Origin of the sequence: Paraburkholderia sp. BL9I2N2 (genome assembly GCF_004339745.1) — a bacterium.
Taxonomy (GTDB): domain Bacteria; phylum Pseudomonadota; class Gammaproteobacteria; order Burkholderiales; family Burkholderiaceae; genus Paraburkholderia.
Map to the genome: position 1 here is coordinate 4,403,583 of NZ_SMGP01000001.1, position 20,197 is coordinate 4,423,779.

Consider the following 20,197-nt stretch of genomic DNA (forward strand, 5'->3'; position numbering starts at 1 on the left):
TCTGCCTGCTGCTCCTGTCGGGCGATGTGTAATGTCACGATGGTACACAGGCTGACGGAGAACCGTTTCACATGCCGCGCGCGATCGGCGTCTTTGCCGCTGATCGCGCGCCGGCCGGATCGTGCGTGACCGATCTCACCTTGGCGATGGGTTAAGGCTTCAATGGAAATCTTTGGCGTTCCGCTACCGGCGATGCTGAGCCAGCTGCTGCTGGGGCTCGTGAACGGCTCGTTCTACGCAATTCTGAGCCTCGGGCTGGCGGTGATCTTCGGCTTGCTCAACGTGATCAATTTCGCGCACGGCGCGTTGTTCATGCTGGGCGCGATGCTCGCGTGGATGGGCTTTTCGTATTTCGGCCTGCCTTACTGGGTCATGCTGGTGCTGGCACCGCTGATCGTCGGACTGTTCGGCATCGCGATCGAGCGCTCGATGCTGCGCTGGCTCTACAAGCTCGACCATCTATATGGGCTCTTGCTGACCTTCGGGCTCACGCTGGTGGTGGAGGGCGTGTTCCGTTCCATCTACGGTTCCTCCGGCCAGCCGTACGACGTGCCGTCGGCGCTTTCCGGCGCAACCAATCTCGGCTTCATGTTCCTGCCGAACTATCGCGCGTGGGTCGTGGTGGCCTCGCTGGCGGTGTGCTTCGCGACATGGTTCGTGATCGAGAAGACGCGCCTTGGCGCCTATCTGCGGGCCGGCACTGAAAACCCGAAACTGGTCGAAGCGTTCGGCATCAATGTGCCGCTGATGATCACGCTCACCTACGGCTTCGGCGTCGCGCTCGCGGCGTTTGCCGGCGTGCTCGCCGCACCGGTGATTCAGGTCTCGCCGCTGATGGGGCAGCCGATGATCATCACCGTGTTCGCGGTGGTCGTGATCGGCGGCATGGGTTCGATCATGGGCTCGATTCTCACCGGCTTGCTACTCGGCGTGATCGAAGGGCTGACGCGCGTGTACTACCCGGAAGCGTCGGCGACCGTCGTCTTCGTGATCATGGCGCTGGTGTTGCTGGTGCGCCCGGCGGGTCTCTTCGGCAAGGAAAAATGATGCAGAGAAAAGTGCTCTACGGTCTGCTGCTGATCGTGCTTCTCGCGGTGCCCGTGCTCGGCATCTATCCGCTCTTCGTGATGAAGGTGCTGTGTTTTGCACTGTTCGCGGCGGCGTTCAATCTGCTGATCGGCTACACCGGCTTGCTGTCGTTCGGCCACGCGATGTTTCTCGCTTCGGCCGGCTATGTCACGGGCTATGCGATCCAGACGCTCGGCTTCTCGCCGGAGCTCGGTGTGCTCGTCGGCACCGCGGCGGCGACCTTGCTCGGCCTGATCGTGGGTATCTTCGCGATTCGCCGCCAAGGCATCTACTTCGCGATGGTCACGCTGGCGCTCGCGCAGATGGTCTACTTCGTGTTTCTGCAGGCGCCGTTCACGCATGGCGAGGATGGCCTGCAAGGCGTGCCGCGCGGCAAGCTGTTCGGCCTGCTGGATCTGTCGTCCGACGTGGCGTTGTACTTTGTCGTGCTCGCCGTGATGGTGCTGGCGTTCCTGCTGATCGTGCGGATCGTGCATTCGCCGTTCGGGCAGGTGCTGGTGGCCATCAAGGAAAACGAGCCGCGTGCGGTGTCGCTCGGCTACGATACGGATCGCTTCAAGCTGCTCGCGTTCATTCTGTCGGCGGGGATTGCGGGTCTCGCGGGTTCGCTCAAGGTATTGGTGCAGGGCTTCGAGACGTTGAGCGACGCGTACTGGACCATGTCCGGCCTCGTGATCCTGATGACGCTCGTCGGCGGCATGGGCACCTTGTTCGGGCCGTTACTCGGCGCGGCGCTGATTGTGGCGCTCGAGGACCGGCTCGGCGATATCGGCGGAGCGTTGGCGACGACCACGGGCGTCGAGTGGTTCCGCTCACTGGGCGAATCGGTGACCATTGTGACCGGCGTGATTTTCATTGCGTGCGTGCTGGCGTTCCGTCGCGGCATCGTCGGCGAAATCATCGCGCGGGTACGGCCGCTGCGAGCGTGATGCACAGTGAAACACGCAATTGCTTCGGCATCCGATATAATCCGGCCGTTTTGATGCGGCGAGTTTGGATCGATAATCGAGTCGAAATGCACACCCGGCAAGGCTCGCGCAAACGTGCCCCAATTCAGTGCCGCAGTGCACCACTAGGGTAATTGCTAGTTGTAGTACGCAGGGTGCTCGTTTAATCTTCATGCAGTTCTGATGCACCACGAAATTTGCAGGTGGAGAACGAGGAGACAATGAGGCACTCAGTGCCCAGACGAAAGCGCTGTTGGATTGATATCCAACAGCGCTTTTTATTTGTGTTTCTGCTTATTCGCCATTCAAATCCCCCGCTAATTCGGTGACCCTTTTTTATTCACCGAACATGTCTCTATTTCACACGGCTCAACCCCGCAAAACGCTTGCGGCACGTGGCTTTCGTCCGCTAAACTCGCTATTCACCGACCGCCTGGTCGGGATTTAAATCCACGGATTTAAATTCGAATGAATGACGGGGTAGATAGAGGAGCGGAATGAAGTCGGCATTGCGTTGGATCAGTGCGGCATTGGTCGCCACCGGAGTGAGCGCGGCATGGAGCGGCCATGCATTCGCGGACGTAAAAATCGGCGTGACCGTGTCGGCAACGGGCCCGGCCGCGTCGCTGGGCATTCCGGAAAAAAACACGATCGCGCTGCTGCCTAAAGAGGTGGCAGGCCAGAAGATCGATTACATCGTGCTCGACGACGCCACGGATTCCACCCAGGCCGTCAAGAACACGCGCAAGCTCACGAGCGAAGATCACGTGGATGCGCTGATCGGCTCGACCGTCGTGCCGAATTCGCTGGCCATGATCGACGTCGCCGCCGAAACCTCCACACCCATGATCTCCATGGCCGCCGCGGCGAGCATCGTCGAACCGATGGATGCGAAGCGCGCGTGGGTCTTCAAGACGCCGCAGAACGACATTCTCATGGCCACCGCGATCGCGCAGCACATGTCGAATCACGGCGTGAAGACGGTCGCGTTCATCGGCTTCTCTGACGCTTATGGCGAGAGCTGGTTCAAAGAGTTCGGCAAGGCCGCAGACCTCGCGAAGATCAAGGTCGTCGCGAACGAACGCTTCGCGCGCAACGACGCATCGGTGACCGGCCAGGTGCTGAAGATCATGTCGCAGAATCCGGATGCGGTCTTGATCGCGGGCGCCGGGACACCGGCCGCGCTGCCGCAGAAAACGCTCAAGGAGCGCGGCTACAAGGGCAAGTATTATCAAACGCACGGCGTCGCCAATAACGACTTCCTGCGCGTGTGCGGCAAGGATTGCGAAGGCACGTATCTGCCGGCGGGTCCGTTGCTCGTCGCTGAGCAACTGCCCGATTCGAATCCGGTGAAGAAGAGTTCGCTCGCCTATAAGCGCGCGTACGAAAGTGCTTACGGCTCCGGCTCGGTGTCGACTTTCGGCGGCCACGCGTGGGACGCGGGCCTGCTGCTGCAACGCGCGATTCCTCTGGCGCTGAAGAAGGGTCAGCCGGGCACGCCTGCGTTCCGCGAAGCACTGCGTGCCGCGCTGGAAAGCACCAAAGACATGCCCGCGTCGCACGGCATCTTCAACATGAGCGCGAACGATCACGCTGGTCTCGACCAGCGGGCGCGCGTGATGGTGGAGATTGTCGGCGGCAAGTGGAAGTTGTCCGGCGACTGAGCGAAGGCTAAGCGATATGGACCTTCACTAAAAAAAGACGCGTGCAGTTGACGCGTCTTTTTTATTGTCCGCATCGCGTGAAAAAGTGTGGTTCCGCGGCTTCAGGACAAACCCGCATTTGGGTTGCGGTCTATTGACCGTCGTTCATGCAGAACGCAATACTACTAACATGTTAGTGTTTTGTTCACAGGATTTCGCAGCAGTTTGCAGTCGTGGTACGCAGCAGGGAGTGGCACCAAAGCGGCAAAGGTATTCGCGCTGAGCAGGGAAAACCATGCTTGGCACACCTGAACCCTATAACTAGATTCAGACACCCGGCCCGTGAGTCGGATTACAGATACGCGCTTCAAAGCGTTTGGAGACTTGCAATGACAAAGACAAAGCAATGGGTACGCACCGGCATCGCCATGGCGTTGATGTGCGGCGCGGGCGCGGCGTTCGCCCAGGTGAAAATCGGCGTGACGCTTTCCACGACGGGGCCGGCTGCATCGCTCGGGATTCCTGAAAAGAACACGATTGCGCTGCTGCCGAAAGAGATCGGCGGCAAGACCGTGCAATACATCATTCTCGACGACGGATCCGATACCGGCAAAGCCGTGCAGAACACGCGCAAGCTGATCGACGAAGACCACGTCGACGCGATCATCGGTTCGACCGTCACGCCGAATTCGCTCGCGATGCTCGACGCCGCTGCCGAAGGCAAGACGCCGGTGATCTCGCTGGCGGCATCGGCGGCGATCATTTCGCCGATGGATGCGAAGCGCGCATGGGCCTTCAAACCGCCGCAAAACGACAGCCTGATGGCCGACGCGATCGCCGACTATATGGAGCATCACGGCGTGAAGACGGTGGGCTTCATTGGCTTCGCGGACGCCTACGGCGACGGCTGGAACAACGTCTTCACCGCAGCGGCCGCGGCACACAATCTGAAGATCGTTTCCAACGAGCGCTTCAACCGTACCGACGCATCGGTGACGGGCCAAGTGCTGAAGACGATGGGCGCGAATCCCGACGCGGTGCTAATCGCGGGCGCGGGTACGCCGTCGGCGCTGCCGGCCAAGACGCTCAAGGAGCGCGGCTACAAGGGCAAGGTCTACCAGACGCACGGCGTCGCGAACAACGACTTCCTGCGTGTGTGCGGCAAGGATTGCGAAGGCGAATTCCTGCCGGCCGGCCCGATCCTCGTGGCGGATCAGTTGCCTGACTCGAACCCGGTGAAGAAGTCGTCGCTGGCCTATAAGTCGGCGTACGAGAAGGCGTATGGCGCGGGCTCGGTGGCGACCTTCGGCGGTCACGCGTGGGACGCCGGTCAGATGCTGCAAGCGGCGATTCCGGTCGCGCTGAAAAGTGCTCAGCCGGGCACCGAAGCGTTTCGCGTGGCACTTCGCGGCGCACTTGAGAACATCAAGGAACTGCCGGTCTCGCACGGCATCATGAACACCACGACGACCGATCACAACGGCCTCGACAAGCGCGCACGCGTGATCGTGCAGATCGTCGACGGCAAGTGGAAGCTGCAGAACGACTAACGACAAGAGCGGTACGCGCCTCTCGCGCAACGTGCGGCATGTGACGCCGCATTGCCATTCTGTTCGATGACAATGGCATCGACCGCCGCGCCGTGTTCCGGCGCGGCGGTCGCCTTTTCAGGCATTGCGGGTCGGTGGACGGCCGCGAGTTCTGCCGCCACGACTGTTTCCCAGTTTCGATATCGACGCTTCAGGACGAGGAAGTATGGATCTATCAATTGCGGCGATCCTCGCGCAGGACGGCATCACCACCGGCGCGATCTACGCGCTGCTCGCGCTCGCGCTGGTGCTGGTGTTCTCCGTGACGCGGGTGATCTTCATCCCGCAGGGGGAGTTTGTTTCGTACGGCGCGTTGACGCTCGCCGCACTACAGACACAAAAATTTCCGGCCACGTGCTGGTTGCTGATGGCGATGGGCGCAGCCTGCTTCGTCGTCGAGATAGCGGGGCTGGTGCGGCATCCCGAACGGCGCCGGCATGCGGCTCGCACGCTGGTCATGTTGGTCGGCAAATACCTGCTGTTTCCGATCGCGGTCTACGCGCTCACGCAAGGCGTTTTCATGCATCAGTTGCCGATGATCGCGCAGATCGCGTTGACGCTGCTGATCGTGATTCCGATGGGACCGTTCGTCTACCGGCTCGCGTATGAGCCGATCGCAGAGGCGACCACGTTGCTGCTGTTGATCGTGGCGGTGGCGGTGCACTTCGCCATGGTCGGCCTGGGTCTCGTGATGTTCGGTGCGGAAGGTTCGCGCACCACTGCGTTTTCCGATGCGACCTTCAACGTCGGTACGCTGACGATTTCCGGGCAGAGCTTGTGGGTGGTTGGCACCGCGGTTGTGCTGATCGGCGCGCTGTATCTGTACTTCGACCGCTCGATCTCGGGCAAGGCCTTGCGCGCGACGTCGGTGAACCGGCTCGGCGCACGGCTCGTCGGCATCGGCACGACGCAAGCAGGGCGCCTCGCATTCACGCTGGCGGCGGGGCTCGGCGCGCTGTGCGGCATCCTCGTCGCGCCCTTGACCACCATCTACTACGACTCGGGCTTCCTGATCGGTTTGAAGGGCTTCGTGGGGGCGATTATCGGTGGCCTCGTCAGCTATCCGCTGGCGGCTGCGGGCTCGATCCTGGTCGGCCTGCTGGAATCGTATTCGTCGTTCTGGGCGAGCGCCTATAAGGAAGTGATCGTGTTCACGCTGATCATCCCCGTGTTGCTCTGGAGAAGTCTTGCCAGCCCGCACGCCGAAGAGGAAGAGGAGTGACGCGATGAAACGGATTATGCAAAACAAGTTCTTCTGGTTGTTCCTCGTGGTGCTGTTCGCGCTGCCGGTGTTGCCGCAACCGATTCACGTGCCTGAGTACTGGGTGACGCTGCTCAACTACATTGGCCTGTATTCGATCGTGGCGATCGGCCTCGTGCTGCTGACCGGTATCGGCGGAATGACGAGCTTTGGGCAGGCCGCATTTGTCGGGATCGGCGCGTATGCGACCGCGTATCTGACGACACGGTACGGCGTCTCGCCGTGGCTCGCGCTGATCGCCGGTGTGGTGGTGACGGCGTTGATCGCGCTGATGCTCGGGCTGGTGACGATGCGCCTGTCTGGGCACTTTTTGCCGCTCGGGACGATTGCGTGGGGACTCGCGCTGTTCTATCTGTTCGGCAATCTTGAGATGCTCGGCAAATACGACGGCATCAACGGGATTCCGGTGCTGAATGTGTTCGGCATCAACCTGGAGTCGGGCCGTCACATCTACTACCTGATCTGGCTGGTCGTGCTCGGCGCGGTAATTTCAGTTCAGAACCTGCTTAATAGTCGGCCGGGGCGGGCGATCCGCGCGTTGCGCGGCGGCGGCATGATGGCCGAAGCGATGGGCGTGAACACTGGTTGGATGCGCGTGGTGATCTTTGTGTACGCGGCAGTGCTGGCGTCGGTGTCGGGCTTCCTTTACGCGCATCTGCAGCGCGCGGTGAACCCGACGCCGTTCGGTCTGAACCACGGCATCGAGTTTCTGTTCATGGCCGTGGTTGGCGGCGTCTCCCACGTCTGGGGCGCGGTGCTCGGCGCGGCGATCCTGACGGTGCTGCAGGATTATCTGCAGACGTTGCTGCCCAAGCTGCTCGGCGAGAACGGCAACTTCGAAGTGATCGTGTTCGGCATCCTGATGGTGCTGTTGCTGCAGTACGCTCGCCAAGGCGTATGGCCGTTCGTCGCGCGGTTTTTCCCGAAGGGTCCGCGCGCTCATCTGGCGGATCACGCTGAACCGTTGCCGCAGCGCAGCAAACCAGCTGCCGGTGAGGACCTGCTGACGGTGAACAAGGCGCGCAAACAATTCGGCGGTCTGGTTGCGGTGAACGATGTCAGCTTCGAGGTGAAAGCAGGGCAAATCATCGGTCTGATCGGCCCGAACGGCGCTGGCAAGTCGACCACCTTCAATCTGGTGACGGGCGTGTTGCAGGCGACCAGCGGTGAGATCACGTTCCGCGGCGAGCGCATCGATTCGCTGAATTCACGTGAAATCGTCAAACGCGGAATCGGTCGCACTTTTCAGCACGTCAAGTTGCTGCCGGGGATGACGGTGCTCGAGAACGTTGCGATCGGCGCGCATCTGCGCGGGCAGGCCGGCGTGTGGCGAAGCGTCGTGCGCCTGAATAGCGCCGAAGAAGCGCGGCTGATGGCGGAGGCGGCTCGTCAGATTCGTCGCGTCGGCCTGGAACAGCACATGTACGACGAAGCCGGCAGCCTCGCGTTGGGGCAGCAGCGAATTCTCGAAATCGCTCGCGCGTTGTGCTGTGACCCGACGCTGCTGCTGCTGGATGAACCGGCCGCTGGTCTGCGCTATCAGGAAAAGCTGCAATTGGCCGACCTGCTACGCCGCCTCAAGGCAGAAGGTATGAGCGTGCTGCTGGTGGAGCACGATATGGATTTCGTGATGAATCTCACCGATCGGCTCGTAGTCATGGAGTTTGGAACCCGGATCGCGGAAGGCTTGCCGCAAGAGGTACAACAAGACCCGGCTGTGCTGGAAGCGTATCTCGGCGGGGTGGAGTGATGGAGAACACGATGAATGCTGCTGGTCCGATTCTCGACGTGGACGGGTTGTCGGTCCGCTATGGCAAGGTCGAGGCGCTGCACGGCGCGGCGATCAAGGTGCGGCCCGGGCAGATCGTCTCGGTGATCGGCCCGAACGGCGCGGGCAAGTCCACGCTGCTGAACGCAATCATGGGCGCGTTGCCGACCACGGGCCACGCGAAGGGCGCCGTTCTGTATCAGGGCGAAGACGTCAGCGCGGTGCCAGTCGAAAAGCGCGTCGCGCGCGGGATGTGCCTGGTGCCGGAAAAGCGCGAGCTGTTTGCGTCGATGACGGTGGAAGACAACCTGGTCCTCGGTGCCTATCGGCGCAAGCGGGCAGGGGAGCGCAACTTCCTCGACCAGCTCGAGCCTGTCTTTACGTTGTTTCCGCGGTTAAAGGAACGACGCAAGCAGGCTGCCGGTACCTTATCCGGTGGCGAGCGGCAGATGCTCGCAGTGGGCCGGGCACTGATGGGCAAGCCGGACCTACTGATGCTGGACGAGCCGAGTCTCGGTCTTGCGCCGTTGATCGTGAAAGAAATTTTCCACATTATTAGCGCTCTGCGGCAGACCGGCGTTGCCACATTACTGATCGAGCAGAACGCGCGTGCCGCGTTGCAAATCTCTGACTACGGCTACGTGTTGGAGACCGGCGAGTTGGCGCTGGAAGGACCGGCGGCGGATTTGGCGCAGAATCCGCGCGTGATCGAAACGTACCTTGGGCTGGCCAAAAAAGTGGCTTAGCGCTTAGATTGGTTGCTGTTTCCCGTTGATCAAAGCGGTGTGTTTCACGTGAAACACACCGCTTTTTTATTGGTTGGCCATTCGGACGAAATTCGGGCCTAAACCGAACCCGTTATAATTCGCCCATACATTTTCCTTTGAAAGGCTCACGCGACGATCTGGCGTGAGATCCGCGATGCTCTTTCCCACAGAATTTGACGTAATAGTCGTCGGCGGCGGTCATGCCGGTACCGAAGCTGCTTTAGCTTCGGCACGCATGGGCAATACGACGCTCCTGCTGACCCACAACATCGAAACCCTCGGCCAGATGAGCTGCAATCCGTCGATTGGCGGTATTGGCAAGGGTCATCTTGTGAAGGAAGTCGACGCGCTCGGCGGTGCGATGGCGGCCGCGACGGACGAGGGCGGCATTCAGTTCCGCATCCTGAATTCGTCGAAGGGCCCGGCCGTTCGCGCGACGCGCGCTCAGGCTGACCGTCTGCTGTACAAGCAGGCTATCCGGCATCGGCTCGAGAACCAGCCGAACCTGTGGCTGTTTCAGCAGGCAGTCGACGATCTGATGGTGGAGGGCGATCGCGTCGTCGGCGCTGTCACGCAGGTGGGCATTCGTTTCCGCGCACGTGCGGTGGTTTTGACGGCGGGGACATTCCTCGACGGCAAGATTCACGTGGGATTGAACAACTACACCGGTGGCCGCGCCGGCGATCCGGCGGCGGTGTCGCTGTCTGCTCGCCTCAAGGAATTGAAGCTGCCGCAAGGTCGCCTGAAGACGGGGACGCCGCCTCGTATCGACGGTCGCACGATCGATTTCTCGCAACTCGAAGAGCAGCCGGGCGATCTGGATCCGGTACCGGTGTTCTCGTTTCTCGGTCGCGTCGAGCAACATCCACGACAAGTGCCGTGCTGGGTAACGCATACCAACGAGCGTACGCACGACATCATCCGCGGCGGTCTCGACCGTTCGCCGATGTACACCGGCGTGATCGAAGGAGTGGGGCCGCGCTATTGCCCGTCGATCGAGGACAAGATTCACCGATTCGCGTCGAAGGAATCGCATCAGATCTTTCTCGAGCCGGAAGGGCTGACGACCAACGAGTTCTACCCCAACGGAATTTCCACGAGCTTGCCGTTCGATGTGCAACTGGAGCTTGTACGCTCGATGCGCGGCTTGGAGCACGCACATATCCTGCGGCCGGGCTATGCAATCGAGTACGACTACTTCGATCCGCGTGGGCTGAAGGCGTCGCTGGAAACCAAGGTGATCAATGGGTTGTTCTTCGCGGGTCAGATCAACGGCACGACCGGCTATGAAGAGGCGGCTGCACAGGGTCTACTGGCGGGGATCAATGCGGGTCTGTTTGTGCAAGGCAAGGAAGCCTGGTGCCCGCGCCGCGATCAGGCCTACCTCGGTGTGCTGGTCGACGATCTGGTGACGCGTGGCGTGTCCGAGCCGTATCGCATGTTCACGAGCCGTGCTGAATACCGTCTGAGCCTGCGTGAAGACAACGCGGATATGCGTCTAACCGAGGTTGGCCGTGAGTTGGGCGTGGTTGATGACGTGCGTTGGGACGCTTTCGGCCGCAAACGCGACGCTGTTTCACGTGAAACAGAGCGTCTTCGTACGACCTGGGTGAATCCTAAGACATTACCGGCTGACGAAGCGACGGCGTTGCTCGGCAAGCCGATTGACCACGAGTACAGCCTGGCGGATCTGCTGCGTCGCCCGGGCGTGTCGTACGACGGGGTTTGCGGATTGCGCGCCGGCGCATGTGCCGCGCCTGAGACCTTGGCAGAAGACGACGTGCTGCTCGCCCAGATCAAGGAACAGATTGAGATCGGCATCAAATATCAGGGCTATATCGACCGCCAGGCAGGCGAAATCGAACGAAACGAGGCGCACGAAAGCACGCGTCTGCCCGAGGGACTGGACTACGCGGAAGTCCGAGGGCTGTCGTTCGAAGCGCGCCAGAAGCTGACGCAATTCCGCCCCGAGACCATTGGCCAGGCGTCGCGCATTTCGGGCATTACGCCGGCAGCGATCTCCTTGCTCATGGTCCATCTGAAGCGCGGCTTGGGTCGTCGTCCGACGAAACCCACCGAGCCCGGCACCGACAGTACGCCGGTGACGCAATGACGGTGAGCCAGAAGGGAGGTGGTAGGGACGCGCTGGCGCCGTTGCTAGAGGACGGTGTTCGGGAACTTGGCCTTGACTTGAGCAGCGCGCAACTGGGCAAGCTGCTCGACTACGTCGCGTTGCTGTCGAAGTGGAATGCCGTCTACAACCTCACGGCGATCCGCGATCCGCGGCAGATGCTGATTCAGCACATTCTGGATTCGCTTTCGATCGTGCCGCATCTGGCTCCGCTCGGCCCGTCCTCTGTACTCGATGTCGGCTCCGGCGGCGGCCTGCCAGGCATCGTGCTGGCGATCGTTTTGCCGGAATGGACCGTCACTGTGAACGACATCGTTCAAAAAAAGACGGCTTTTCAGGCACAGGCCAAGGCCGAACTAGGCCTCGCGAACCTCTCGGTAGTGACCGGCCGGGTCGAGACTTTGCAGCCGGGCGCCGAAGTACCGGCAAAGTTCGACGTAATTGTCTCGCGCGCATTCGCAGAGCTCGCGGATTTCGTTACACTGGCCCGTCATCTGGTTGCGGAGCAGGGCGCGATCTGGGCCATGAAAGGGGTGCGGCCGGACGGCGAGGTCGAACGCTTGCCGGCGGGCGCCCACGTGGAACAGATTATTCGGCTGAACGTGCCTTCGCTCGACGCCGAGCGGCACCTGGTCAAGGTTTCGGTAGACGCGGGCGCCTAGCGGGCTGGAGGCTGGCGCCGGCCAGCCGCAACGTCGCATCAGTATCACCCACGATTTTTACTTCATCCAAGCTGCAAAAGGGACACATCAACGATGGCAAAAATCTTCTGCGTTGCGAACCAGAAAGGCGGCGTCGGTAAGACGACGACCACAGTCAATCTGGCCGCGAGCTTGGCAGCGCAGGGACAGCGAGTCCTACTCATCGACCTGGACCCGCAGGGCAACGCCACGATGGGCAGTGGCATCGATAAAGCAGCGTGCGCCAACACCGTCTACGAAGTGCTGGTCGACGGCGTCGCTGTGGCCGATGCGCGAGTGCGGCCGGAAGCAGTCGGTTACGACGTGCTGCCCGCGAACCGCGAACTCGCGGGGGCCGAGGTCGAGTTGGTCAGCGTGCAGAACCGTGAGCGTCAATTGAAGGCCGCGCTCGCGGCGGTCGAAAACGAATACGAGTTCGTGTTGATCGACTGCCCGCCGGCTTTGTCGCTGCTGACGCTTAACGGCCTGTGCGCCGCGCACGGCGTCGTGATTCCGATGCAATGCGAGTACTTTGCACTCGAAGGCTTGTCCGATCTGGTCAACACGATCAAACAGGTGCACGCGAACCTGAACCGCGACCTGAAGGTGATCGGTCTGCTGCGCGTGATGTTCGATCCGCGCATCACGTTGCAACAGCAAGTTTCAGATCAGCTGAAAGAACATTTCGGCGACAAGGTGTTCGACGTGGTGATCCCGCGCAACGTGCGTCTTGCCGAGGCACCCAGCTATGGTTTGCCGGGCGTGGTGTTCGACAGGGCATCGCGCGGTGCGCAGGCGTATGTGCAGTTCGGCGCGGAAATGATTGAGCGGGTGCGCGCATTGAATGACGCGCCCCAGGCATCCTAAGCGGATCGAGGAAGCACGATGAATGCAGTAGCGAGAAAAAAGGGATTGGGTCGCGGCCTGGAAGCGTTGCTGGGTGGCACAGCTGACATTACCGAGGCGGTGGCGATCGAAGGCGCGCCCAACGTGCTGCCGCTCAGCAAGATGCAAGCGGGCAAGTATCAGCCGCGTACGCGTATGGACGAGGGCGCATTGCAGGAACTGGCGGCCAGCATCCGCGCTCAGGGGGTGATGCAGCCGATCCTCGTGCGTCCTGTGTCGGCGGACAAGTACGAGATCATCGCCGGCGAGCGGCGGTTTCGCGCGGCGCGTCTCGCGGGCCTCGACGAAGTGCCGGTGCTGGTGAGGAACGTGCCGGATCAGGCCGCCGCCGCGATGGCGCTGATCGAGAACATTCAGCGTGAAGACCTGAATCCGCTGGAAGAGGCGCAAGGCATCCAGCGCTTGCTCGACGAGTTTAATTTCACGCACGAACAGGCTGCGGAGTCGGTCGGGCGCTCGCGTAGTGCGGTATCGAATCTGCTGCGTTTGCTCAACCTCGCGTCGCCCGTACAGACGATGCTGCTGGCTGGTGATCTGGACATGGGGCATGCTCGTGCGCTACTGGCCGTCGACGCCGCGACCCAGATCACGCTGGCCAACCAGGTCGTCAACAAGCGCATGTCGGTGCGCGAAACCGAAAAGCTGGTGACGGCGACCACAAAGACTGCGCCAGCGGTGAAGGCGCGTGCGAATCCCGATGGTGGCCGCGATACGCGACGGCTCGAAGAAGAACTGTCGGACTTGCTGGCGGCGACGGTCAAGATCAAGCTCGGCCGACGCGGGCGCGGGCAGGTGCTGGTGGACTTCGGTGATCTGGACGCGCTGGAAGGCATTCTGGTCCGGTTGCGTGGCAACGCCACCGCCTGATCGGCGAGTCGAATGGGAAGGGAGCCTGATAGGCTTGCGATGGGCCTGAATGCCGATCGCAAGCTGTTGGGTACGTCATGAGTGCTTTGGGGCGGCGGGCTTGCAAAACAAACGCATGGAGCACTGATCGGACCTTGCGACCGATCGGTGATCCATATCAACGTTCGATGGATTCCTAAATAAAAGCGGCGCTAGATAATCAGGATTGCTCATATATCGAGACGTCCAATGGGACTCATTGGCCGCGAGGATTACGGCGGGCACGCGCATAGTTGTTATGTTGCAATCTCCGCGCGAATAAATCTCATGGAGGAGGGCGTGCCCGACGCGAAAGCTGAAAGCTGCCCGCCAACCCACTAGCGCACTCATTGGACGCGAGCGAGCGAGATACTTCGCGAAAGCCTTTCTCGTGGATCGTCACGCACCAGTTAGTTCACGAATAAGAGCGCACCACTTCACGCCTACCCGGCGCCGTCCGCCATGTCCACCTGCATAGGCAAAAATCGACGTTTGTTGCATTTTCGAGACGTCTGCTGCGACGTTTAAACGGCCTCTCGACGCGTGCAAACTCACCCGAGTCAAACCGCATGTTTTGGCACCCCCCGACAGCCTTACATTTGACGTCTTTCACCCCGCGAAGCGGTCGTTCCCGCATGGTGGAGAGGCTTTTCACGCTGGTTATTGAACGGCCTAAAGTCTTGAATTGCCTGCAACTATCGCTTACAATCGCCCGGATTTAATTGCACGGGAACCCCGTAAGCGCAGCGTAAGCTCGCGGGCTGGAATAAGACTTTCGGAACACTGCGATGGCGGTCAAAACGTCGAATCAAGCGCCGAAGAATGGGCACGACGAACACCGCGATGAACGCAAAGCTTCCGTTGCGTCCACCGGTCAGCAAGCGACACCTGACGAAGCGTGGGATGTCGAGCAGCAAGATAACAATATCGTTCCGCTCACGCGGGCTGAAGCTGAAAAGCTATTTGGTCCCAACGTGAGTCGTCCATCGCGCGTTACGCCTTTCAAGGTCGTGGCGGCGCAAATGGTTTTGTCCCTGGGTGCTACGCTGGTGTGGTGGCTGTTTTACAAGCCGCCGGGCGCTGCTGCGCTATCCGCGTTCCTGGGGGGGGCGATCTGCTGGGTGCCAGGCGCGTTGTTCGCGGCACGACTTAGAACGCTGAGCGGCGCTGAAACAGTGATGAGCTGGATGATCGGCGAAGCGCTCAAGATGGGGACAACGATCGCGATGTTTGTAGCCATCGCCTTCTGGTATCACGACGTACGCTGGGTTCCGCTGCTCGTGACTTACCTCGTCGCGCTCAAGACGTACTGGATCGCCTTAGCCTGGCGCTAAGGTAGCAGCAACAAAAGTAGCAGCAAAAAATTCAGGCTGGCGCGCAGCGCTGGCGTAAGGAGTGCGGATATGACACGATCCGCACCCGGCGCGTTCCCGCAACACAGAATTGCTGTGGGCTCGGGCTAAGACGATTTTCGACAATTTGGGTGGCATTAACGATATGGCAGCTAGCGAAGGCACGCGCGCTCTGGATCCGTCCGAGTACATCGCGCACCACTTGCAGAACTTTTCCACCGCGCACCAGACGTCGATTTTCGACATTCACGTCTGGAATCTGGACACCCTTTTCTGGTCGATCGTCTGCGGTCTGGCCACGATCGCCATCCTGCATCTGGCAGCCCGCAAGGCGACGTCCGGTGTGCCGGGTCGTTTCCAGTGCGCGATCGAAATGCTGGTCGAGATGGTCGAAGATCAGTCGAAATCGATGATCCACGGCACCCGCACGTTCATCGCGCCGCTCGCGTTGACCGTGTTCGTCTGGGTCGCATTGATGAACTCGCTCGACTTTATCCCCGTCGACCTGCCGGGCCGTGTGATCGGCTGGCTGGGCCTCTCGGGAGTGATCCCCCATCACCGCATCGTGCCGACCGCCGACCTGAACGGCACGCTCGGCATCGCGCTCGGCGTGTTCGCGCTGATGATTTACTACAACTTCAAGATCAAGGGCGCCGGCGGCTTCGTGCATGAGCTGCTGTCGGCTCCGTTCGGCGCGCATCCGCTGCTGTGGATCCCGAACCTTGCATTGAACATCATCGAGTTCGTCGCAAAGACGGTTTCGCTCGGCATGCGGCTGTTCGGCAACATGTACGCGGGCGAGCTGTTGTTCCTGCTGATTGCCCTGCTCGGCAGCATGTGGGGTTTCGGCGCGGACGCGTCAGTGCTCGGCTTTATCGGCCATGTCATCGCAGGCACGGTTTGGGCAATCTTCCACATCCTGATCGTTCTGCTGCAAGCGTTCATTTTCATGATGCTGACGCTGGTGTACATCGGACAGGCACACGACAGCCACTAATCACGGCGTGTCGAACGACGAATTGTTTTTAGTTTTGTTTTATTAAATCCAAGTTCCAACCAGTTCTAAAAGACTTTTCACAAAGGAGTGATCATGCAAGCTTTCATCGCCAACATCCAGGGTCTGACCGCCATCGGTATCGGCATCATCATCGGCCTGGGTGCAATCGGCGCCTGTATCGGTATCGGCCTGATGGGCGGCAAGTACATCGAAGCATGTGCACGTCAGCCTGAACTGATGAACCCGCTGCAAACCAAGATGTTCCTGCTGGCTGGTCTGATCGATGCTGCGTTCCTGATTGGCGTTGGTGTGGCAATGCTGTTTGCGTTCGCGAACCCGCTGCTGTCGAAGCTGGCAGGCTGAGGTTCCTCGGAAGTTTGCGCCTGAGCTATAACTGGTAAAGGCGCAGGGCGGAACGGGCACTTGGGCGCTGATCGAATACAGAATCGATGAGCGCCTTGCCGTTTCACTTTCCGAACTAGCAACGTTTAAGGAAACACCGTGAATCTCAACGCAACCCTGTTTGCGCAAATGGTCGTGTTCCTGATCCTCGCGTGGTTCACGATGAAGTTCGTGTGGCCGCCGCTGATCAACGCCCTCGACGAGCGCTCGAAGAAGATCGCTGACGGTTTGTCGGCTGCTGAAAAGGGCAAGGCAGAACTCGAAGCCGCTCACAAGCGCGTCGACCAGGAACTCGCTCAGGCACGCAACGACGGTCAGCAACGTATTGCAGACGCAGAAAAGCGCGCTGTGGCAGTCGCTGACGAAATCAAGGCTCAAGCACAGGCTGAAGCCGCTCGCATCATCGCGCAAGCGAAAGCCGACGCGGAACAGCAAGTCGTGAAAGCGCGCGAAACGCTGCGCGGCGAAGTCGCTGCACTCGCTGTGAAGGGCGCTGAACAGATCCTGAAGCGCGAAGTCGACCAGGCAGCTCACGCTGACCTGCTGAATCAACTGAAAGCCGAGCTCTGATCATGGCCGAACTTGCAACCATCGCCCGTCCGTACGCAGAAGCGCTGTTTGGCGTGGCCGAAGCTGGTGACATCGCCGCCTGGTCCACGCTCGTGCAGGAGCTGGCACAGGTTGCGCGTCTGCCCGAAGTGCTGTCGATCGCCTCGAGCCCGAAAGTAAGCCGCGCCCAGGTCAGCGAACTGCTGCTGGCCGCGGTCAAGTCGCCGCTCAAGGACAATGCGCAAGCGAAGAATCTGGTGCAAATGCTGGTGGACAACCATCGTCTGCAATTGCTGCCGGAAATCGCTGTGCAGTTCGAAGAGTTGAAGAACGCCCGCGAAGGGGCGGCAGATGTGCTGATCGTCAGCGCATTCCCGCTCGAAGGCGCGCAGTTGAACGACCTCATCGCAAGTCTCGAACGCAAGTTCAAACGCAAGCTGAAGCCGACGGTCGAGATCGACTCGTCGTTGATCGGCGGCGTGCGCGTGACGGTTGGCGACGAAGTGCTCGATACCTCGGTCCGCGCGCGGCTTGTCAGCATGCAGACGGCTCTGACGGCCTGAAGCGCCTAAAGCGCTGAAGCGGCTGGCACGCAACAGAATTGACTATCAGGAGCGAATAATGCAACTCAATCCCTCTGAGATCAGCGAGCTGATCAAGAGCCGGATCCAGGGCCTTGAAGCGAGCGCAGACGTTCGCAACCAGGGCACTGTGATCTCCGTGACCGACGGTATCGTGCGTATTCACGGCCTGTCGGAAGTGATGCAGGGCGAAATGCTCGAATTCCCGGGCAACACCTTCGGTCTCGCACTGAACCTCGAGCGCGACTCGGTCGGCGCCGTGATTCTGGGTGAGTACGAACACATTTCGGAAGGCGACGTGGTCAAGACGACCGGCCGCATTCTGGAAGTGCCGGTGGGCCCGGAACTGCTCGGCCGTGTGGTCGACACACTGGGCAACCCGATCGACGGCAAGGGCCCGATCAATGCGAAGAAAGCCGACGCAATCGAAAAGATTGCTCCGGGCGTGATCTGGCGTAAGTCGGTTTCGGAACCGGTCCAAACCGGTCTGAAGTCGATCGACGCGATGGTGCCAATTGGCCGTGGCCAGCGTGAGCTGATCATTGGCGACCGCCAGTGCGGCAAGACCGCTGTCGCAGTCGACGCGATCATCAACCAGAAGGGCAAGAACCTCTTCTGTATCTACGTCGCGATCGGCCAGAAGGCTTCGTCGATCATGAACGTGGTGCGCAAGCTGGAAGAAACCGGCGCGCTGGAGTACACGATCGTCGTGGCCGCTTCGGCTTCGGAATCGGCTGCGATGCAATACCTCGCTCCGTACGCCGGCTGCACGATGGGCGAATACTTCCGCGACCGCGGTCAAGACGCACTGATTGTGTATGACGATTTGACCAAGCAAGCTTGGGCATACCGCCAGATCTCGTTGCTGCTGCGCCGCCCGCCGGGCCGCGAAGCTTACCCGGGTGACGTGTTCTATCTGCACTCGCGTTTGCTGGAACGTGCCGCTCGCGTCTCGGAAGCGTACGTCGAGAAGTTCACGAACGGCGAAGTGAAGGGCAAGAGCGGTTCGCTGACGGCACTGCCTGTCATTGAAACGCAAGCAGGCGACGTGACCGCATTCGTTCCGACGAACGTGATCTCGATTACCGACGGCCAGATCTTCCTGGAAACCGACCTCTTCAACGCAGGTATCCGCCCGGCAATTAACGCCGGCGTGTCGGTGTCGCGCGTCGGTGGCGCGGCTCAGACGAAAGTCGTGAAGAAACTGTCGGGCGGTATCCGTACCGACCTCGCGCAGTACCGTGAATTGGCTGCGTTTGCGCAGTTCGCCTCGGACCTCGACGAAGCCACCCGCAAGCAGCTGGAGCGCGGCCGCCGCGTGACGGAATTGCTGAAGCAGCCGCAATATCAGCCGCTGCAAGTGTGGGAACTGGCGGTTGCGCTGTTCGCTGCGAACAACGGCTACCTCGACGATCTGGAAATTTCGCAAGTGCTGCCGTTCGAAAAGGGTTTGCGCGAACACCTGAAGTCGAGCCACGCTGACCTGGTCAAGCGCATCGAAGATACCAAGGAACTCTCGAAGGACGACGAAGCCCTGCTGCATGCGGCTCTCAAAGACTTCAAGAAGTCCGGCGCTTATTGATCCGCGAGTGATCCGCAAGGCATAACGGACCTTGAAGCGGCGCGGGTCGCAGGAAACTGAACCCGCGCTACTTCGATCGCTTTGCATGGGACCCGAGTAACCGCTAAAGCGCTAACTCGGGCCGACAAGGAGCAAGCAATGGCTGGAATGAAGGAAATTCGCGGCAAGATCAAGAGCGTGCAAAACACGCGCAAGATCACGAAAGCGATGGAGATGGTGGCCGCATCGAAGATGCGCCGCGCCCAGGAGCGCATGCGCGCTGCTCGCCCGTATGCTGACAAGGTCCGCGATATCGCTGCGCACATGAGCCGTGCGAACCCGGAGTATCGTCACCCGTTCATGGTGTCGAACGAAGGCGCGAAGGCGGCCGGCATCATCCTCGTCACGACCGACAAGGGTCTGTGCGGCGGCATGAACACCAACGTGCTGCGTGCGTCGCTGCAGAAGTTCAAGGACTTGGAAGACCAGGGCAAGACGATCGAAGCAACTGCGATCGGCACCAGGGGGCTGGGTTTCCTGAATCGTCTGCGCGCCCATGTGGTGTCGAATGTCGTGCAGTTGGGCGACACCCCGCATCTGGAAAAGCTGATTGGCGCGGTGAAGGTGCAGCTCGACCTGTACTCGGAAGGCAAGGTTTCGGCGGTGTACCTGGCGTACACGCGCTTCGTCAATACGATGAAGCAGGAGCCGGTGATCGAGCAACTGCTGCCGCTGTCGGCAGATCAGTTCGAGCGCCAGGAAGAAGACGGCACGACGCCGAGCACGCAGTGGGACTACATCTACGAGCCGGACGCGCAGGCAGTAGTGGACGAACTGCTGGTGCGTTATGTCGAAGCGCTGGTCTATCAGGCCGTCGCGGAAAACATGGCATCGGAGCAGTCGGCACGGATGGTCGCGATGAAGGCCGCTTCGGACAACGCGAAGACGGTCATCAGCGAACTGCAGCTCGTGTACAACAAGAGCCGTCAGGCCGCGATCACGAAAGAACTGTCGGAAATCGTCGGTGGCGCGGCGGCAGTCTGACCTTGACGGTCAGGCATGCCGCTTCGTGTGCGCCTTCGTGGCGCA

18 protein-coding genes are annotated in these 20,197 nt (G+C 60.6%); all 18 read left to right on the top strand.

Annotated features, from left to right (window positions below; genetic code table 11):
• The first annotated feature begins 162 nt into the window (after window positions 1-162).
• Window positions 163-1,047, top strand: coding sequence for a branched-chain amino acid ABC transporter permease (locus B0G74_RS20095; RefSeq protein ID WP_132376522.1), 885 nt, complete (start codon window positions 163-165; stop codon window positions 1,045-1,047).
• Window positions 1,047-2,018, top strand: coding sequence for a branched-chain amino acid ABC transporter permease (locus B0G74_RS20100; RefSeq protein ID WP_165923914.1), 972 nt, complete (start codon window positions 1,047-1,049; stop codon window positions 2,016-2,018). The genes B0G74_RS20095 and B0G74_RS20100 overlap by 1 nt, the downstream gene beginning before the upstream one ends.
• Window positions 2,019-2,533: 515 nt before the next feature.
• Window positions 2,534-3,700: an ABC transporter substrate-binding protein gene (locus B0G74_RS20105; protein WP_132376524.1), complete on the top strand. Its 1,167-nt coding sequence runs from the start codon at window positions 2,534-2,536 to the stop codon at window positions 3,698-3,700.
• Window positions 3,701-4,068: 368 nt separating this feature from the next.
• The gene (locus tag B0G74_RS20110) at window positions 4,069-5,229 is read left to right on the top strand and encodes an ABC transporter substrate-binding protein (protein ID WP_132376525.1); all 1,161 of its coding nucleotides are present in this window, start codon (window positions 4,069-4,071) and stop codon (window positions 5,227-5,229) included.
• 205 nt (window positions 5,230-5,434) lie between these two features.
• Window positions 5,435-6,490 (top strand): branched-chain amino acid ABC transporter permease, encoded by a 1,056-nt coding sequence (locus B0G74_RS20115; RefSeq protein WP_132376526.1) that lies wholly within the window; start codon window positions 5,435-5,437, stop codon window positions 6,488-6,490.
• Window positions 6,491-6,494: 4 nt separating this feature from the next.
• On the top strand, window positions 6,495-8,279 hold the full coding sequence (locus B0G74_RS20120; protein ID WP_132376527.1) for a branched-chain amino acid ABC transporter ATP-binding protein/permease: 1,785 nt from the start codon (window positions 6,495-6,497) through the stop codon (window positions 8,277-8,279).
• 11 nt (window positions 8,280-8,290) lie between these two features.
• The gene (locus B0G74_RS20125; RefSeq protein WP_206001998.1) at window positions 8,291-9,043 is read left to right on the top strand and encodes an ABC transporter ATP-binding protein; all 753 of its coding nucleotides are present in this window, start codon (window positions 8,291-8,293) and stop codon (window positions 9,041-9,043) included.
• 175 nt (window positions 9,044-9,218) lie between these two features.
• Entirely contained in the window at window positions 9,219-11,177 is a 1,959-nt protein-coding gene (mnmG, locus tag B0G74_RS20130) for a tRNA uridine-5-carboxymethylaminomethyl(34) synthesis enzyme MnmG (protein WP_132376529.1), read from the top strand.
• On the top strand, window positions 11,174-11,857 hold the full coding sequence (gene rsmG / locus B0G74_RS20135; protein ID WP_132376530.1) for a 16S rRNA (guanine(527)-N(7))-methyltransferase RsmG: 684 nt from the start codon (window positions 11,174-11,176) through the stop codon (window positions 11,855-11,857). The genes mnmG and rsmG overlap by 4 nt, the downstream gene beginning before the upstream one ends.
• 93 nt (window positions 11,858-11,950) lie before the next feature.
• On the top strand, window positions 11,951-12,742 hold the full coding sequence (locus B0G74_RS20140) for a ParA family protein (RefSeq protein ID WP_132376531.1): 792 nt from the start codon (window positions 11,951-11,953) through the stop codon (window positions 12,740-12,742).
• 18 nt (window positions 12,743-12,760) lie between these two features.
• Complete coding sequence (locus B0G74_RS20145; RefSeq protein ID WP_132376532.1) at window positions 12,761-13,648, top strand: ParB/RepB/Spo0J family partition protein; 888 nt, start codon at window positions 12,761-12,763, stop codon at window positions 13,646-13,648.
• An 806-nt stretch (window positions 13,649-14,454) separates the two neighbouring features.
• A complete protein-coding gene (locus B0G74_RS20150; protein WP_132376533.1) occupies window positions 14,455-15,000 on the top strand; it encodes an ATP synthase subunit I in 546 nt (181 codons plus the stop codon).
• 163 nt (window positions 15,001-15,163) lie between these two features.
• Window positions 15,164-16,015, top strand: coding sequence for a F0F1 ATP synthase subunit A (gene atpB, locus B0G74_RS20155; RefSeq protein ID WP_132376534.1), 852 nt, complete (start codon window positions 15,164-15,166; stop codon window positions 16,013-16,015).
• A 93-nt stretch (window positions 16,016-16,108) separates the two neighbouring features.
• On the top strand, window positions 16,109-16,378 hold the full coding sequence (gene atpE / locus B0G74_RS20160) for a F0F1 ATP synthase subunit C (protein WP_007180033.1): 270 nt from the start codon (window positions 16,109-16,111) through the stop codon (window positions 16,376-16,378).
• Window positions 16,379-16,516: 138 nt separating this feature from the next.
• On the top strand, window positions 16,517-16,987 hold the full coding sequence (locus B0G74_RS20165; RefSeq protein ID WP_006050845.1) for a F0F1 ATP synthase subunit B: 471 nt from the start codon (window positions 16,517-16,519) through the stop codon (window positions 16,985-16,987).
• A gap of 2 nt (window positions 16,988-16,989) precedes the next feature.
• On the top strand, window positions 16,990-17,529 hold the full coding sequence (locus tag B0G74_RS20170; RefSeq protein WP_132376535.1) for a F0F1 ATP synthase subunit delta: 540 nt from the start codon (window positions 16,990-16,992) through the stop codon (window positions 17,527-17,529).
• Between the two features lie 58 nt (window positions 17,530-17,587).
• Window positions 17,588-19,129: a F0F1 ATP synthase subunit alpha gene (gene atpA, locus B0G74_RS20175; protein WP_132376536.1), complete on the top strand. Its 1,542-nt coding sequence runs from the start codon at window positions 17,588-17,590 to the stop codon at window positions 19,127-19,129.
• A gap of 138 nt (window positions 19,130-19,267) precedes the next feature.
• Window positions 19,268-20,152, top strand: coding sequence for a F0F1 ATP synthase subunit gamma (gene atpG, locus B0G74_RS20180; RefSeq protein ID WP_132376537.1), 885 nt, complete (start codon window positions 19,268-19,270; stop codon window positions 20,150-20,152).
• The last annotated feature ends 45 nt before the right edge of the window (window positions 20,153-20,197 follow it).

Excerpts from the sequence above, each read along its gene's own strand:
- B0G74_RS20140 (WP_132376531.1), top strand. The coding sequence starts at position 11,951 with ATGGCAAAAATCTTCTGCGTTGCGAACCAGAAAGGCGGCGTCGGTAAG.
- B0G74_RS20170 (WP_132376535.1), top strand. The coding sequence starts at position 16,990 with ATGGCCGAACTTGCAACCATCGCCCGTCCGTACGCAGAAGCGCTGTTT.
- atpA (WP_132376536.1), top strand. The coding sequence starts at position 17,588 with ATGCAACTCAATCCCTCTGAGATCAGCGAGCTGATCAAGAGCCGGATC.
- B0G74_RS20095 (WP_132376522.1), top strand. The coding sequence starts at position 163 with ATGGAAATCTTTGGCGTTCCGCTACCGGCGATGCTGAGCCAGCTGCTG.
- B0G74_RS20105 (WP_132376524.1), top strand. The coding sequence starts at position 2,534 with ATGAAGTCGGCATTGCGTTGGATCAGTGCGGCATTGGTCGCCACCGGA.
- B0G74_RS20150 (WP_132376533.1), top strand. The coding sequence starts at position 14,455 with ATGGCGGTCAAAACGTCGAATCAAGCGCCGAAGAATGGGCACGACGAA.
- B0G74_RS20110 (WP_132376525.1), top strand. The coding sequence starts at position 4,069 with ATGACAAAGACAAAGCAATGGGTACGCACCGGCATCGCCATGGCGTTG.
- rsmG (WP_132376530.1), top strand. The coding sequence starts at position 11,174 with ATGACGGTGAGCCAGAAGGGAGGTGGTAGGGACGCGCTGGCGCCGTTG.
- B0G74_RS20125 (WP_206001998.1), top strand. The coding sequence starts at position 8,291 with ATGAATGCTGCTGGTCCGATTCTCGACGTGGACGGGTTGTCGGTCCGC.
- B0G74_RS20145 (WP_132376532.1), top strand. The coding sequence starts at position 12,761 with ATGAATGCAGTAGCGAGAAAAAAGGGATTGGGTCGCGGCCTGGAAGCG.
- B0G74_RS20120 (WP_132376527.1), top strand. The coding sequence starts at position 6,495 with ATGAAACGGATTATGCAAAACAAGTTCTTCTGGTTGTTCCTCGTGGTG.
- atpG (WP_132376537.1), top strand. The coding sequence starts at position 19,268 with ATGGCTGGAATGAAGGAAATTCGCGGCAAGATCAAGAGCGTGCAAAAC.
- B0G74_RS20100 (WP_165923914.1), top strand. The coding sequence starts at position 1,047 with ATGCAGAGAAAAGTGCTCTACGGTCTGCTGCTGATCGTGCTTCTCGCG.
- mnmG (WP_132376529.1), top strand. The coding sequence starts at position 9,219 with ATGCTCTTTCCCACAGAATTTGACGTAATAGTCGTCGGCGGCGGTCAT.
- B0G74_RS20115 (WP_132376526.1), top strand. The coding sequence starts at position 5,435 with ATGGATCTATCAATTGCGGCGATCCTCGCGCAGGACGGCATCACCACC.
- atpB (WP_132376534.1), top strand. The coding sequence starts at position 15,164 with ATGGCAGCTAGCGAAGGCACGCGCGCTCTGGATCCGTCCGAGTACATC.
- atpE (WP_007180033.1), top strand. The coding sequence starts at position 16,109 with ATGCAAGCTTTCATCGCCAACATCCAGGGTCTGACCGCCATCGGTATC.